At 72.0% G+C, this 15,364-nt stretch carries 9 protein-coding genes; 4 read left to right on the top strand and 5 right to left on the bottom strand.

Annotation, left to right across the window (positions count from 1 at the left end):
• Positions 1 to 6: 6 nt before the first annotated feature.
• A complete protein-coding gene (locus ACSP50_RS12440) occupies positions 7 to 2,625 on the bottom strand; it encodes a cellulose binding domain-containing protein (protein WP_014689549.1) in 2,619 nt (872 codons plus the stop codon).
• A gap of 367 nt (positions 2,626 to 2,992) precedes the next feature.
• Here ACSP50_RS12440 and ACSP50_RS12435 point away from each other — a divergent pair, with 367 nt between their 5' ends.
• From ACSP50_RS12435 to ACSP50_RS12420, 4 genes are all read left to right on the top strand, one after another.
• Positions 2,993 to 4,357 (top strand): UDP-glucose/GDP-mannose dehydrogenase family protein, encoded by a 1,365-nt coding sequence (locus tag ACSP50_RS12435; protein ID WP_014689548.1) that lies wholly within the window; start codon positions 2,993 to 2,995, stop codon positions 4,355 to 4,357.
• 346 nt (positions 4,358 to 4,703) lie between these two features.
• Positions 4,704 to 6,077: an ABC transporter substrate-binding protein gene (locus ACSP50_RS12430; protein WP_014689547.1), complete on the top strand. Its 1,374-nt coding sequence runs from the start codon at positions 4,704 to 4,706 to the stop codon at positions 6,075 to 6,077.
• A 138-nt stretch (positions 6,078 to 6,215) separates the two neighbouring features.
• The gene (locus tag ACSP50_RS12425; RefSeq protein ID WP_052311564.1) at positions 6,216 to 7,169 is read left to right on the top strand and encodes a carbohydrate ABC transporter permease; all 954 of its coding nucleotides are present in this window, start codon (positions 6,216 to 6,218) and stop codon (positions 7,167 to 7,169) included.
• Positions 7,169 to 8,080 carry a carbohydrate ABC transporter permease gene (locus tag ACSP50_RS12420; RefSeq protein WP_014689545.1) on the top strand — a complete coding sequence of 304 codons (912 nt, stop codon included), beginning with the start codon at positions 7,169 to 7,171 and terminating at the stop codon, positions 8,078 to 8,080. Before ACSP50_RS12425 ends, ACSP50_RS12420 begins: the two co-directional genes overlap by 1 nt.
• A 65-nt stretch (positions 8,081 to 8,145) precedes the next feature.
• Here ACSP50_RS12420 and ACSP50_RS12415 read toward each other — a convergent pair whose 3' ends face one another.
• The 4 genes from ACSP50_RS12415 to ACSP50_RS12400 are packed head-to-tail and all read right to left on the bottom strand — an operon-like array spanning position 8,146 to position 15,276.
• Positions 8,146 to 8,826, bottom strand: coding sequence for an ABC transporter ATP-binding protein (locus ACSP50_RS12415; RefSeq protein ID WP_014689544.1), 681 nt, complete (start codon positions 8,824 to 8,826; stop codon positions 8,146 to 8,148).
• Positions 8,823 to 9,776: an ABC transporter ATP-binding protein gene (locus ACSP50_RS12410; protein WP_014689543.1), complete on the bottom strand. Its 954-nt coding sequence runs from the start codon at positions 9,774 to 9,776 to the stop codon at positions 8,823 to 8,825. The genes ACSP50_RS12415 and ACSP50_RS12410 overlap by 4 nt, the downstream gene beginning before the upstream one ends.
• Positions 9,773 to 12,418 carry an FtsX-like permease family protein gene (locus ACSP50_RS12405; RefSeq protein ID WP_014689542.1) on the bottom strand — a complete coding sequence of 882 codons (2,646 nt, stop codon included), beginning with the start codon at positions 12,416 to 12,418 and terminating at the stop codon, positions 9,773 to 9,775. The genes ACSP50_RS12410 and ACSP50_RS12405 overlap by 4 nt, the downstream gene beginning before the upstream one ends.
• Positions 12,415 to 15,276 (bottom strand): ABC transporter permease, encoded by a 2,862-nt coding sequence (locus ACSP50_RS12400; protein ID WP_014689541.1) that lies wholly within the window; start codon positions 15,274 to 15,276, stop codon positions 12,415 to 12,417. The genes ACSP50_RS12405 and ACSP50_RS12400 overlap by 4 nt, the downstream gene beginning before the upstream one ends.
• Between the last annotated feature and the right edge of the window lie 88 nt (positions 15,277 to 15,364).

The following is a 15,364-nucleotide window of genomic DNA, read 5'->3' as shown; positions in this document are numbered from 1 at the left end:
GTCCTCCTAGGGGACGCGGGAGCAGGAAACGGGAGACGGGACGGGGTCGGTGGTGCCGGTGGTGCTGCCGAGGAATCCGAAGGTCGTGGAAGCCCCGGACGCGAGGGCGCCGTTGTAGGACGCGTTGGTGACGGTGACCGCGGAGCCGGACTGCGCGGCGGTGCCGCCCCAGCTCTGCGTGACGGCCTGTCCAGCCGTATAGGCCCACTTGACGGTCCAGCCGGTGGTGGCGGACGCGCCGGTGTTGGCCACCGTGACTTCGCCTTGAAAACCGCCGGACCAAGAGCCGATTGTTTTGTACGAGGCGGAGCACCCGGCCGTGGGCCGACGGGGACTGGTCGACGGGGATGCGCTCGGGCTCGGCGACGCGGGTGCGGAGGGCGTTGCACCGGTCCGGTCGGCGTAGAGGATGCCCCGGCCGTTGGTGCCGAGGTAGACCCGGCCGTAGATGCGGGGGTCGCCGGCCAGGGCGTCGCCGGCGTTGCCGTACCGGTGCCCGTCGTCGTTGATCCGCACCCAGGAGGCCCCGGTGTCGTCGGAGCGGTACACCCCGTCCACCCCGTCGACCGTGCCGACCAGGAAGACCGCCGGGTGGCTCGCGCCCGGCGCGGCCTTGCCGAAGGCCACGTTCACGCCCGCGGTCACCTCCGCCGACACCTGGGTGAAGGTCTTGCCGGAGTCGGTCGAGCGGAGCAGCCCGGTGCTGCCGGCCACCCACACCTCGCCGGCCACGCCCGGCACCGCCTTCACGTGCAGCCGCCCGGCGCTGGGCAGCGCCACGGTCGACGCGGTGAAGCTGGCGCCCCCGTCGACGCTGGTGTAGAAGCTGCCGCCGGCGTACGCGTAGAAGGTCTCGGGGTTGACCCGGTCCGACTCGACGATCGCCCCGGCCGGGACGCCGGTGGACGCCGTCCAGCTGCTGCCGCGCGTGGTCGAGTAGTGGACCCCGGTGCCGGCCGGCGACCAGACCACCGCGTTCGCGTCGGCGCCGACTGCGACGGTGCCGCCGCCGGACACCCCGGCCGGCTCCTGCCCCTGGTACCAGGTCTTGCCGCCGTCGTTGGAGACGCCGATGTGCGGTGCCGCGTCGGCGTTGCCCACCCGGACGAAGAACGACGGGCTGAGCTCGGCGAAGTCGAGGCTGGTGTTGCTGCCCAGGCTCGGGGTGTCGTGGAAGCTCGCCGGCACGGTGTCCAGGTCGGCGTGGTAGAAACCGCCCACGTCACCGAGCGCGCTGACCAGCGGGGCGCCGCTGGGCGGGCTGGCCAGGTCGAGGACCGCGGTCTCCTCGATGCCCTTGGCGACCGGCTTGATGGTGATGGTGCCGCCGGAGTCCCACTTGGTCAGGTCGGTGGTCCCGTACAGGGTGGCGCCGGTGCCGTAGAGCAGCCGGTTCGAGTCGAACGGGTCGATCTGCAGCGACTCGTTCATCCAGCCGAGCTTCGGGCTCTCCTCCGGGGCGGCCGGGGCGTTGTTGAAGTCCAGCCACGGGTCGGCCGAGATGTCCAGGGCGTAGCGCCGGGAGCGGCTGGGGTAGCCGGTCCAGTCCCAGGCCCGGGTCCAGGTGGCGCCGTTGTCGGTGCTGCGGAAGAAGATCGCGTCCGGCCACCAGGAGATCTGGGTGGCGACCATCAGGGTGCCCGGGTGCTGGGTGTCGACGGTCAGCCCGGAGTAGCCGTAGTACCGGTCGGCGACCGCGGTCGGCGAGATGTCGGTCCAGGTGGCGGTGCTGATCCGGTATTTCCAGACCGCGCCGGCGCCACCGTCGTACGGCCCGCCGGTATCGCTGGTCGCGATGTACAGGTAGTCGCCCTGAACCACGCCCTTGTGCGCGAGGTATCCGGTGGGCTGCCCGGCGATCCGCGACCAGGTGACGCCGCTGTCCGCGGACATGTAGACCGGGTTGGCCCGGTCCGCGACCCCCACGAAGACCTGCCCGGCGGCCCCGAAGGTCACCCAGGTCAGCCCCTGGTTCTGGGCGAGGTAGCCGCTGGTGTCGGCGGGGTCCTGCACGTAGTTGCCGGCGTTCGGGAAGGCGGTCACCCTGGCCCAGGTCACGCCGTGGTCGGTGCTGCGCCACAGCCCGTTGCCCCCCTCGGCGGCGAAGTACACGTTCCGGTTGTCGTGCGGGTCGACGGCCAGCCGCTCCCCCATGCCGCGACCGGGCATGTTGCCGCCGACCTTGAACGGCAGATCGGTCTGCTGCCAGGTGGCGCCCCGGTCGGTGGAGCGCAGGATCGCGCCGTTGTTCGGGTCCCAGCTGTTGGTGTACATGCCGACCGCGGCGTAGACCCGGCCGGTGTCGACCGGATCGGCGGCGATGCTCAGCACGCCGTTGTGGCCCCAGTCGGTCTGGCCGACCCCGTCCAGCAGAGGGGTCCAGCTCTGGCCGGTCTGGTTCCAGCGGTAGGCGCCGCCGATGTCGGTGCGGGCGTAGATCAGGTTCTTCTCGCCGGGGTTGAAGACGATGCCGGGGATGAAACCACCGCCGTCGATCCGGACGTTCTTCCAGGTGTAGGGGTCGGCCGCGGCAGCCGTGGCGGAGGGCGGCTGGGCGACGACGACCACCGAGGTGGCGGCGACCACCAGGGCGGCGACCAGCGCGCCGCCGGGGGACCATCTCATGGGGGAGCCCTTCCATTGACGTACATAAACCTGGGAGCGCTCCCAAAGCGTCGGCCTCCGTCATCGCCGTGTCAAGAGTCGGAAACATGCGTCCGACGTCGCCGCTCGACTACACAGCGCGACATCCGGCGGCGGATCCGGCGCGCGACCAGATTCGATCCCGGGGCACCGGGGTAGATGGCCTGGTCAGCGCCGGTGTGCCCGAGTGAAGTGCGGTGAGCAGCGACAAGTTGCGGGAGGGGCGGATGTGTATCATTCGGCGGGACACGCGGGCCGGCGCCTGTCGGGCGGCCCGGCGAACAGCCGGCGGGCAGAGGAACCGGTACACGGCGTGACGACGGCCCGGCGTAGCGGTGGAGGAGATTGCATGAAGGTTTGCGTTGTGGGTACCGGCTATGTCGGTCTGACCACCGGCGTCAGCCTCGCCTTCCTGGGGCACGAGGTGACGTGCGTGGATCTCGACCAGAACAAGGTCGACATGCTGCGTGCCGGCAAGTGCCCGATCTACGAGCCCGGGATGGAGGAGCTGCTCGCCGAGGCGGCACCCAACCTCAGCTTCACCACCAGCTACGACGAGGGCGTGCCCGGCGCCGACGTGGTGTTCGTGGCGGTACAGACCCCGTCGGCCGCGGACGGCAGCCCCGACCTGCGGTACCTCCGCTCCGCCGCGGAGAGCGTGGCCCGCTCGCTGAACCACGACTTCACCGTCGTGGTGAACAAGTCGACCGTGCCGATCGGCAGCGGCAACTGGGTGGACGCGATCCTGCGCGAGTCGTTCGCGCAGCGTGACGACCGCCCGGCCGGCGTCGAGTTCGCGGTCGCCTCGAACCCGGAGTTCCTGCGCGAGGGCAACGCGATCGCCGACACCCTGTTCCCGGACCGGATCGTGATCGGCTCGGACAACCCGCGCAGCCTGGAAGTGCTCAACCGGCTGTACCGGCCGATCATCAACCAGACCTTCACCGCGCCGGCCTTCCAGCCCCGGCCGGAGGATGCCAGCGCGGTCCCGCTGGTCTCCACCGATCTGGCCTCGGCCGAGCTGATCAAGTACGCGGCGAACGCGTTCCTGGCCCTCAAGATCAGCTACGTGAACGAGATCGGCCAGCTCGCCGCGAAGGTCGGCGCCGACATCACCGAGGTCGCCCGCGGCATGGGCCTGGACCAGCGGATCGGCTCCCGGTTCCTGCAGCCCGGCGTCGGCTGGGGCGGCTCCTGCTTCGGCAAGGACACCAAGGCCCTGGTCGCCACCGCCAGCGAGTACAACCTCGAGATGCCGATCGTCACCGCGGCCCGCGACGTCAACCAGCGGCAGCGCGCGATCGCCGTCGAGCGCCTGCAGAACGAGCTGCGCATCCTCAAGGGCCGCAAGATCGGCCTGCTCGGCTGCGCGTTCAAGCCGAACACCGACGACCTGCGCGACTCCCCCGCGCTGGACATCGCCAACCTGCTGCTGGCCCGGGGCGCCCGGGTGCGGCTGCACGACCCGATCGCCGGCGAGCGGTTCCGCCGCGAGCAGCCCGAGCTCGCGCCGTACCTGAGCGAGACCCTGGACGGCGTCTTCGACGACTGCGACGCGGTCGTGCTGGTCACCGAGTGGGCGCAGTACCTGGAGCTGGACTGGGGCAAGTTCGTCGGCCTGATGCGCAACCCGCTGGTGCTGGACGGGCGGCACGCGCTGGACGCCGAGCGGATGCGCCGGCTGGGCTTCAAGTACGTTGCGGTGGCCGGCTGACCGCGGCCCCCCGTTTCCCCGAACCGCCGAGGCGATCTTCGCCTCGGCGGTTCCTTTTGTTCGATCCGTCCGGCCTTCTCCCGGGAAGCGCAACAAAACCGACTCACCGCTCGTATGATGACCGATAAACCCCTACATATAAGGGTATAACCCCCGCCAGAACTGGCGTCTTCCCACTATCTTCTTAACCGGTTAAGGTGCCGGGCCGTCGCAGCTATATCGTTACCGACTCGATCACGCGGAAATCATTGCGCAACGTGGCGGTTACCTCTTGACTGTTGGTCAAGAAGCGCTTCGGACGGCGGCGTCGCCAGACGCCGGAGGCGCTCAAGACATAGGGAGCGGTATGTTCGGTCACAGTGGGAGTTCGCGATCCCGAGTCGCGCTCGCCGGTGCCCTCAGCGCCGGGCTGATCTTCAGCCTGGCCGCGTGCGGCAACGACAAGAAGAGCGACTCGACCGGTTCGAACGATGCGGCCTCGGCGGGCATCGACTGTTCGGTGTTCAGCCAGTTCGGCGACATCAAGGGCAAGACGGTGTCGGTCTACACGGGCATCGTCACGCCGGAGGACACCCCGCACAAGAAGTCGTACGAGCCTTTCGAGAAGTGCACCGGCGCCACGGTCAAGTACGAGGGCGACAAGTCCTTCGAGACCCAGATCCTGGTCCGGGCCAAGGCCGGCACCCCGCCGGACATCGCGTACGTGCCGCAGCCGGGTCTGCTGCAGCAGCTCGTCGCCACCGGCAAGGCCGTCGAGGCCCCGGCCGAGGTGTCGGCGAACGTCGACAAGTTCTGGACCAAGGACTGGAAGGCGTACGGCACGGTCGACGGCAAGTTCTACGCCGCGCCGCTGGGCGCCAACGTGAAGTCCCTCGTGTGGTACTCCCCCAAGCAGTTCAAGGAGAAGGGCTACACGGTCCCCACCACGCTGGACGAGCTGAAGGCGCTGAGCGACAAGATCGCCGCGACCGGCAGCAAGCCGTGGTGCGCGGGCATCGGCTCCGGTGACGCCACCGGCTGGCCGCTGACCGACTGGGTCGAGGACTTCATGCTGCGGATCAACGGCGTGGACACCTACGACAAGTGGGTCAAGCACGAGATCCCGTTCAACAGCCCCGAGGACATCGCGGCGTGGGACGCGGTCGGCGCCTACCTGAAGAACGACAAGTACGTCAACGGCGGTCTCGGCGACGTCAAGAGCATCGCGTCCACCACGTTCCAGGACGCGGGTCTGCAGATCCTCGAGGGCACCTGCTCGCTGCACCGCCAGGCCTCGTTCTACGCGGCCAACTTCGCCAAGGGCACCGACATCTCGGAGAACGGCGACATCTACGCCTTCTACCTGCCCGGCAAGGACGCGGCCACCAAGCCGGTCCTGGGTGGCGGTGAGTTCGTGGTCGCCTTCAACAACCGGCCCGAGGTCAAGGCGTTCCAGTACTTCCTGTCCACCGACACCTGGGCCAACCTCAAGGCCAAGGTGTCGAGCGGCTGGGTGAGCGCCAACAACGGTCTGAAGATCGAGAGCCTGACCAACCCGATCGACCAGCTCTCCGCGAAGATCCTGCAGGACCCGAAGGCGCAGTTCCGGTTCGACGGTTCCGACATGATGCCCGCCGCGGTCGGCTCGAACGCGTTCTGGAAGCAGGCCACGGCCTGGATCATCGGCCAGGACACGCAGACCACGGTCAACAACATCGAAGCCGCATGGCCCAAGAAGTGATCTGAGTTCTACTCCGAGGCCGGCCGGGATGCTCCCAGCATCCCGGCCGGCCATCGCCCTCTTTCCCCTCGGAATCACGAAGGAGGTCCGGGTCGCGTGTTTCACACCGCAAACGACACCCCTGAAAAGCTTCTTCAGATGCTCTCCGCGCTGCTGCTGTTCGCCGCAGTGCTGGGCGTCATTCTGTTCCTGGCGAGCCGGGTTCGGGGCAAGCGCTCCGACAACTGGGTCGGCTACCTCTACCTGCTGCCGGTCGTGCTGCTGCTGGCCGTCGGCCTGGTCTACCCCGGCCTGCGCACCGTCTACGAGTCGTTCTTCGATGCCAGCGGCGGCTCGTACATCGGCCTCGACAACTACAAGACGATCTTCACCGACGACGACCTGCTCCAGGTGCTGTTCAACACGATCCTCTGGACGGTGCTGGTCCCGCTGGTGGCCACCGCCATCGGTCTGATCTACGCCATCCTGGTGGACAAGTCGCGGTTCGAGTCGTTCGCCAAGGCTCTGATCTTCCTGCCCATGGCGATCTCGATGGTCGCGGCCGGCGTCATCTGGAAGTTCATGTACGAGTACCGGGTCGACCAGCCGAACGTGAAGCAGATCGGCCTGATCAACCAGCTCATCGTCTGGCTCGGCGGCCACCCGCTGCAGCTGCTGATCTCCGACAACCTGCCGGGTCCGCTCGGGATGAACACCCTGCTGCTGATCGTGGTGTTCATCTGGATCCAGGCCGGCTTCGCCATGACGATCCTGTCCGCGGCGATCAAGGCCATCCCGGACGAGATCATCGAGGCCGCCCGTCTCGACGGCGTCACCCCGTGGAGCATGTTCGTCAAGATCACGCTGCCGAGTGTCCGGACCACCATCGTGGTGGTGCTGACCACGCTGGCCATCGGCGCGCTCAAGGTCTTCGACGTGGTCCGCACGATGACCGGCGGCAACTTCAAGACCAGCGTCATCGCGAACGAGTTCTACAGCCAGCTGGTCCGGGCCAGCAACCAGGGGCTCGCCGCCGCGCTCGCCGTGGTGCTGTTCCTCCTGGTCACCCCGATCATCATCTACAACATTCGCCAAGTCCGTCAGGAGGCATGATGACGGTCACCCCGCTGACGACCACACCGGACATCACTCCGGTACAGCTGAGCGCCGCCGCTGTCGCCAAGAAGAAGCTCAGCTCGCCGTGGGCCTCCCTGGCCGCGATCGTGATCGCGGTGCTCTGGACGATTCCGACCTTCGGGCTGCTGGTCTCGTCGTTCCGGCCCGAGCTGGCGATCAAGCGGACCGGCTGGTGGACGTTCTTCAGTGACCCGCAGGTCACGCTGGACAACTACCGCGCGGTCTTCGACAGCGACTCCGGGATCTCGCTCGGCACGTATTTCATCAACTCGCTGATGATCTGCATCCCCTCGGTGCTGATCCCGCTGTCGCTGGCGGCCCTCGCGGCGTACGCGTTCGCCTGGATCAACTTCCGCGGCAAGAACATCCTGTTCGTGGCGGTCTTCGCCCTTCAGATCGTCCCGCTGCAGGTCACCCTGATCCCGCTGCTGACCATCTTCGGCAAGGTCGGGATCGCCGGCACGTTCTGGCCGCTGTGGCTGGCGCACACCACGTTCGCCCTGCCGCTGGCGATCTACCTGCTGCACAACTTCATCAAGGAGATCCCGGCGACCCTCATCGAGGCGGCCCGGGTGGACGGCGCGGGCCACGTGTCGATCTTCTTCAAGGTGATGTTGCCGCTGCTCACCCCGGCCCTGGCCGCTTTCGGCATCTTCCAGTTCCTCTGGGTCTGGAACGACCTGCTGGTCGCCCTGGTCTTCGCCGGCGGCGGCGACACGGTCGCCCCGATCACCCTGCAGCTGGCCAACATCACCGGCACCCGGGGCACGGCCTGGCACCTGCTGGCGTCCGGCACGTTCGTCTCGATCATCGTGCCGGTCACGGTGTTCCTGCTGCTCCAGCGGTTCTTCGTGCGCGGCCTGCTCGCCGGCAGCGTCAAGGGCTGACCGCCGCATCGGAAGGGGCCGCACCGTCCGGTGCGGCCCCTTTTCCGGTGCCGCTCCCGGCGCGGTCAGGCCGCGCCGGCCTCCAGGCGGCCGTCGCGCAGGGTCAGGACGCGGTCGGCGCGGTCCATCAGGCTCGGGTCGTGGGTGGCGACCAGCGCGGTCATCCCGCGCGCGTCGACCACCGCGCGCAGCAGGTCCATGATGGCCCGCCCGGTGTCCGAGTCCAGCTGCCCGGTCGGCTCGTCGGCGATCAGCAGATCCGGATCGTTGGCCAGAGCCCGGGCCAGCGCCACCCGCTGCTGCTGCCCGCCGGAGAGCTCGCCGGGCCGCTGGTTCGCCTGCCCGCCCAGCCCGACCAGTTCGAGCAGCACCGACACCCGCTCGTCGCGGTCCCGCGGATCGCGACGAGCGAGCCGCATCGGCACGCTCACGTTCTCCGCCGCGGACAGGATCGGCACCAGACCGAACGACTGGAAGACGAAGCCGATCCGGTCACGCCGCAGCTCCAGCAACTCCCTCTCGCCGGCCCCGGTGACCTCCCGGCCGGCCACCACGATCCGCCCGGCGGTCGGCTGGTCCAGCCCGCCGATCAGGTTGAGCAGCGTGGTCTTCCCCGCTCCGGACCGGCCCCGGACGGCGACCAGCTCACCCTTCTCGGCGGTGAACGACACCCCGGCGAGGGCGTGCACGACGCGGTCCCCGCTGCCGAAGTCACGACCGACCCCGGTCACCTCGACGACGCTCATGCCGGCTCCCCCTGCTCCGCCGCGGTTCCCGGGCGCACCTCGACGTGGTCCGGTTCCAGATTGAGGCGTACCCGGTCGCGCAGCTCGAGCGCCTCCACGAACGCGGCCGGCAACTGCAGGCGCCCGGCCCGGTCGAGAACCGCGTACTCCTCGCTGACGTGGTGTTCGCTTCCGTCCGCGGCGAGTCGTGCGGAACGACGTACCTCCGAAGCCGTCTTGCCGTCGCGGATCGCGACCGCCCGGCGGACCTGGCCGGCCACGTTCCGGTCGTGGGTGACCACCACGACGGTCACCCCGAGCTCGGCGTTGACCGTGCGCAGCGCGCCGAACACCTCGTCGGCGGTGGCCTCGTCGAGTTCCCCGGTGGGCTCGTCGGCGAACAGCACCTCCGGGTCGTTGGCCAGCGCCACCGCGACCGCGCACCGCTGCTGCTCGCCGCCGCTCATCTCGGCCGGCCGGCGGCCCGCCTGATCGGCCACCCCGACCATCTCCAGCAGCTCCTCGGCCCGTTTCCGGCGCCGTCTGCCGGCCAGCCGCATCGGCAGCTCGACGTTCTCCCGGGCGGTCAGGTAGGGCAGCAGGTTGCGCGCGGTCTGCTGCCAGACGAACCCGACGATCTTCCGCCGATATTCCAGGCGCCGTTTCGCGGTCATCCCGAGCAGATCGAATCCGGCCACCGTGGCGATCCCGGCGGTCGGCTCGTCCAGCCCGGACAGGATGTTGAGCATGGTCGACTTGCCGGAGCCGGACGCACCGACCACCGCCAGCAACTCCCCGCGGTCGATCACCAGGTCGAGGCCCTGCAGGGCCATCACCTCGACACCCTCGGTGCGGAAGATCCGGACCAGGCCGTCGCAGACGATGTGCCCGCGCAGCCGGTCCTGCCCTCCGGCGCGGGCCACCGCGGCGGCCGCCGCCCGCCTCTCCAGATCGGCCAGATCGGTCGTCACGACTGCTCCTCTCCGAGCCGCAGCACCGAGCCCACGCGGAGCCTGCGGTTCGCGACGTTCTCCACGGCGAGCGCCGCGATCACCGCGACCACCGCGAGGGCCAGGACCCCACCGGCGAACCACGGATCGAGACTGATGCCGGCGGTCACCCCGGCGGTGAAACCGTCGAGGCCGAGCGCCGGCCCGATCAGCGCCGGCAGGGTGAACCCGGCCAGGCCGCCGGCCAGCACCGCGACCGCGACCAGCGGGACCAGCTCGAAGACCAGCAGCCGGCGGCCCTGCCGCCGGGACAGGCCCATGGTGCGCAGCCGGGACAGCGTGCGGCCGCGGGCCGGAGCGCCGGTCAGCACGGCCAGCGCGACCGCGGTCAGCGACAGGGCCGCCGCCGCGACCATCCCGGCGGTGAAGGTGAAGCTCAGCGCGCCGTCGACGCCGCGTTGCTCCAGCGATCGGCGGTACGCCGTGCGGGTGGTCACCGTGGCCGGGACCGCGAGCTCCCAGGCCTGCACGGCCCGTCCGGTCACCTTCCTCAGCTGGTCGACCTGGCCCGCGTCGGCGGTGTCGCGCAGTCTCGCCACATCCAGGCCGGCGCCGTCGACCAGCAGCCGGTTCGGCACGATCGGCGCGAAGTCCGGGATCGGCATGGCCTGCTCGGGCAGCACCATGAAGTCCTGTGTGTCGGTGCCGAGCCCGGGCACGGTGGCGACGATCGCGGCGACGGCGTACCGGTACCGCCGGCCCTGCACGTCGACCGAGCCGGCCGTGCCGATCCGCTCGGCCAGGTGCGGCGAGACGGCGACCGGGATCGCAGCCGTGCCCGGTTTCGCGGCGACCAGCGCGGCGGGCAGGTCGAGCCCGGCGGCGGCCGCGTCGACCACCATCGCCTGCCCCTGCAGGATCATCGGGCTGGTGTCGCCGTGGATCGTGGTGCCGGGGGCGAGCAGCACCGGGGTGACCCGGGTGACGTGCGGCAGCGCGGCCAGCCGGGCAGCCGTGTCCGGGGTGAACGCGAACCCGGTGACCAGCGCGTCGGCCGGCACGGACAGGTCCGCGGCCCGGTCCCGGGCGCCGCCGACCGTGCTGGTCACGGTGCCGGTGAACAGGCCGGTGGCGATCGCCACGACCAGCACGGCGAGCGGTCCGGAGTGCATCGGGGCCCGGCCGGCGCCGCTGAGCCCGAGGAACGCGATCGCGCCGCGGGCCCGGGCCGCGATCCGTCCGGCCCAGCGCAGCGGGAACGGCACCAGGCGCAGCGCCACCACCGAGGCGGCCAGGGCGAGCAGCACCGGGGTGCCGATCAGGTACGGGTCCACACCGGCCCCGGCGTCGAGTCCGCGCCGGCGCAGCAGCAGGATGCCGCCGACCGCGAGCAGCACCAGGAACCCCTCGGCGGTGAGCCGGCGGGTCGGCGGGCGCAGCGCCGCCACGTCACCGCGGTGCCCGGAGAACGACGGGCGCCGCGCGTCGAACGCCGCGTAGGCCGGGGCGGCCAGCAGGCCGACCAGGAGCACCGCCACGACCAGGTACGGCTCGGCCGGGTCGGGCCGGCCGCTCACCAGGGCGCCGCCGAGCCAGCCGAGCGCCACCGCGGCCGGCACCACCACCAGGGTCTCCAGGACGGTCCGCCCGGCCACCGTGTGCACCGCCCCGCCACGCGCCCGGATCAGCGCGAACTCGGCCCGCCGCCGGCCCGCCATCAGCCGGGCGGCGAGCAGGATCAGCCCGGCCGCGGTGGCCAGGATCCCGGCCTGCACCACGGCGAGCAGCGCCCGCACCGCCCGCACCTGCCGGTCGAACGCGGCCAGCGTGCTGTCCAGGCTGCTCTGCAGGGTGGTCTCGGGCGGCGGGTTGTGCCGCAGCCGGGCGACCGCCGAGGCGAGCGCGTCCACCCGGTCGGCGGTGATCCGCCGCTCGTCGAGCCGGAACCGCCACCGGTCGCCGAAGTCGCCGACGAGATTGCCGGCCTCGGCCGCCGCGGTCTGGTCGCCGAGCAGTACGGCGAGACTCCGGGTGCCGTCGCGCGGGTCGGGGCAGGCCACGTTCGGCACCAGCTTCAGATCGTCCCAGATCGGGTCGGCCGGATCGTTCGCCCGGTACAGCCCGACGACCTGGACCCTGCCGGTGCCCCAGCGCGAGGTCAGGTCGAGCCGGTCACCCAGCCTGATCCGGAGAGCCTGCGCCTCGTGCTCACCGAGCATCACCTCGGGGATCCGGGTGGTGTCCGGTTGGCGGCCGGCGACCATCGTGATCGCCGCGGCGGCGGCCGGCTCGTAGCGGATCGTCGCCGCGTTCGGGCAGGAGCCGGCCGTCGTCCCGGCCGGCACCACGGACGCCCGGCCACTCTCCGCGATGTACCACGACCCGCCGATCATGCCGGTCAGCGGCGCGGGCAGCTTCTGCCGCAGCGCGGCCAGCTCGCCGGCGCCGGCCGCCCTACTCGGCTCGTAGTCCCTCTGAATCGCGGACAGGGTCAGATCGCGGCTGGTGTACGCCAGCCTGCCGATGTCGCCGCGCAGGCCGTCGTCGGTGCGCCCGTTGGCGAGCCGGACCGGGCCGGCCACCAGGAAGGCGGTCAGCCCGGCCAGCACCGCCAGCAGGAGCAGCTGCCCGGCGAAGGCGCGGACGCGCCGCAGCACACTCATCGGTCCTCCCCCAGCCGCAGCCGGGCCGCCGGAAGCCGGCGGGTGGCCGAGGTCGCGGTGATCGCGCTGACCGCCAGGGCGATCACCACCAGCAGCGCGGCGCTGCCGGCCGTGCGTCCCCAGAGGACCCGCAGCAGCGCGTCCGGCACCGGCCGGGCGGCCGCCGGGGTGAGCACCATCTGCGGCACCATCCCGGCCGCCACCAGCAGGCCGACCGCCAGGCCGGCGACCGCGCCGAGCCCGGCCAGCAACGCCTGCTCGACGATCAGCGAGCGGGCCAGCAGGCGCGGGCCGGCGCCCAGGGTGTGCAGCACGGCCAGCTCCACCGAGCGGTGCCGGGCGGTGGCCCGGGCGTCGGCGGCGATGCCGGCCACCGCCAGCACCATCGCGCCGAGCGCGGCGCCGAACAGCGCGACCCGGCCGGCGGTGTCGAACGGATCCTCGCCGGAGGCGAGCTCCTGCCGGTCGAGCACGCGGAGCCCGGTCAGTCCGGTGAGCCCGGCAGGCCGCCCGCTGATCCACCACTCGCCGGTGTCACGGACGATCCCGTAGCCCTGGAACAGCCGCGAGTCGACGACGCCCCGGTCGATCAGGATCGCGGCCGGTACGGTGGTGCCCGGCACCCGGTTGACCGTGGCGACCACCGTGACCGGCACCGACACGCCACCGATCTGCAGGTGGGAGACGTCGCCCAGGGCGGATGCGGCCGGCCGGGTGATCGCGATCGGCACCGGAGTCCACGGGCCGGACGAGCGGACCACGGCATACCCGCCGACCGCCTGCGGGGTCAGCGGCGACCAGACGTCGTCCTGGCCGGTGATGTCCCAGGTGATCGGCACCTGCCCCGAGGACTCCACCCGGAAGCCGAGCAGCCCGGGCCCACCGTCCCTGATCCGCAGCGGCCGGTCGGCGTCGCTGGTGCCCAGCTCGACCCGGCGCCCCCCGGCGAAGATCGCGGTGACCCGGGCCGGCCCGGAGGTGGTGATCCGGCCGGCCTTCAGGGTCGCGGTCGCCGCGGTGCCGGTGCGGGCGGCCGCGGCCAGCTCGGCCAGCAGATCGGCGGGCGCGCCACCGGTCGCGTCCGCGCGGGCCCGGACCACCCCACCGGCGGTCGCGGTGTCCATCGCGACCAGGTCGGCCGGCTCCCTGCCGGCGGCCACCTGCACCGAGTCGCGCCAGGCCGGAACGACGGCGCGCACCCCGGGCAGCGCGGCGAGCTGCCGGTCCCGACCGGCCGGGGCGACCCCGCCGGTCTCGACCAGCCGCAGGTCGGCGCCGACCAGCTGCTCCGCCTGATCGGCCCGGGACTGCTGCGCGGTCGCGGCCAGACACCAGGAGACGGTGGCGGCGGCCACCGCGAGCGCGAGCATCACCATCGGACCGGCGTGCGAGCGGCGCCCGGCCTGCCAGGCGCCGAGCAGCGAAGCCTGCGAGCGGCCCCGGCCCAGGCGGGCCGCGACGGACCTGGCGACCGGCGGCAGCAGCCGGATGGCCAGCACCGCGCCGGTCAGCACGCCCAGTGTGGGCGCCGCGGCCAGCAGCGGGTCGATGCCCAGGCCGCCCGCCCCGGTCGGCGCCGAATACTGCCGCAGCTGCAGCCAGGCCAGCGCGGCCAGGGCGACGACGACCAGGTCCAGGCCGGCGCGGCGGAGCACCGGCAGGCGTTTGCGCCCGGCGGTCTCGGCGAGGTAGGTGCCGCCCCGCCGGGTCGCCGGGGCGGTCAGCGCGAGGATCCCGCCGACCGCGACCAGGACCCCGATCAGCCACACCCCGGCGTCCAGCCGGACCCTGGTGTGCAGGCTGACCAGCGCGACGGCCAGTGGCGGACCGAGCAGCGCGGCCGGCAGGACCAGGGCGAGGGCCTCGGTCGCGGCCAGCGCGGTCAGCTGCCGGCGGGATGCGCCACGGGCCCGCAGCAGCGCGGTCTCGCTCTTGCGCGACTCCGCGAGCAGCAGCGCGACCAGCGACAACGCGTATCCGCCGAGGACCACGACGAGCAGCATCGGGGTGACCAGGGTGGACCGGCGGACCAGGTCCGCCCGGCCGAGGCGGCCGGCCAGGTCCGGCAGGCCGGTGGTCACCGTGGCCGACGCTCCGAGACCCGACTTCGCCGGCAGGTCCGCTCCGGTCGCGGTCATCGATTGCGCGGTACGCCGGATCGAGCCCAGTGTCGGCGCCGACAGATCCGGCTGGACCAGCCAGCCCGCCGACGCGTTGTCGAAGAACGCCGGGTCGGTGCTGACGATCGGACCGTAGGTGGACGTCTGCGGCAGCCGGCCGGCCGTCACGTCGGGCAGCAGCAACCAGTACGGGTCGGCCGGGTCGCGTGGCCGCCAGACGCCGCTGACCGTGCGGGCCACCGGCCTGCCGGTCCGCCGGTCCCGCAGGCGCAGCGTCGCCCCGGCGGTCAGGCCGAGCGCGGTCGCCGCCGGCTGGGCCAGCGCCACCTGCCCGGTGCCGGCCGGCCACGCCCCGGCGAGCAGGTCGGCGTGCGCCGGCAGGTCGTCGATCCGGACCAGCGACGCGTAGACCACACCGGACGAGTCGGGGACCGCGCTGCCGCGGGCACCCTCGACCGCCCAGCCGGAGCCGTACCGCGCGCCACTGATCCGGGCCGGCGCGTACGCCTGCCGAATGGTCTTGTCGCGGGCCTGCGGATCCGTTCCGGCGGCACCACGCACCAGCACCGACCGCTCGTCCGGATCGGCGAGGGCGACCGCCGCGCGCACCCCGGCGCCGGCCGAGGCGGTGGCGTACGCGGTCAGCCCCGTCATCAGGAGCACCGCGGACAGCATCACCGCGGCCGCCGCGGCGAGCAGTCCCCGAGCTGCCGCCGCACGCCGGACGATCAGCGCCATCGGCGCCCCGGTTCGAGCATGCGGCGCATCTTGCCAGATGGGATCAACACCGGGAGCCCCTGGCCCGTCGGCGGGATTCCGGCCGCCC

It is taken from the genome of Actinoplanes sp. SE50/110 (genome assembly GCF_900119315.1).
Taxonomy (GTDB): Bacteria; Actinomycetota; Actinomycetes; order Mycobacteriales; family Micromonosporaceae; genus Actinoplanes.
The sequence above is the reverse complement of the archived record's forward strand: the minus strand, read 5'-3'. Positions and strand labels throughout refer to the sequence as shown.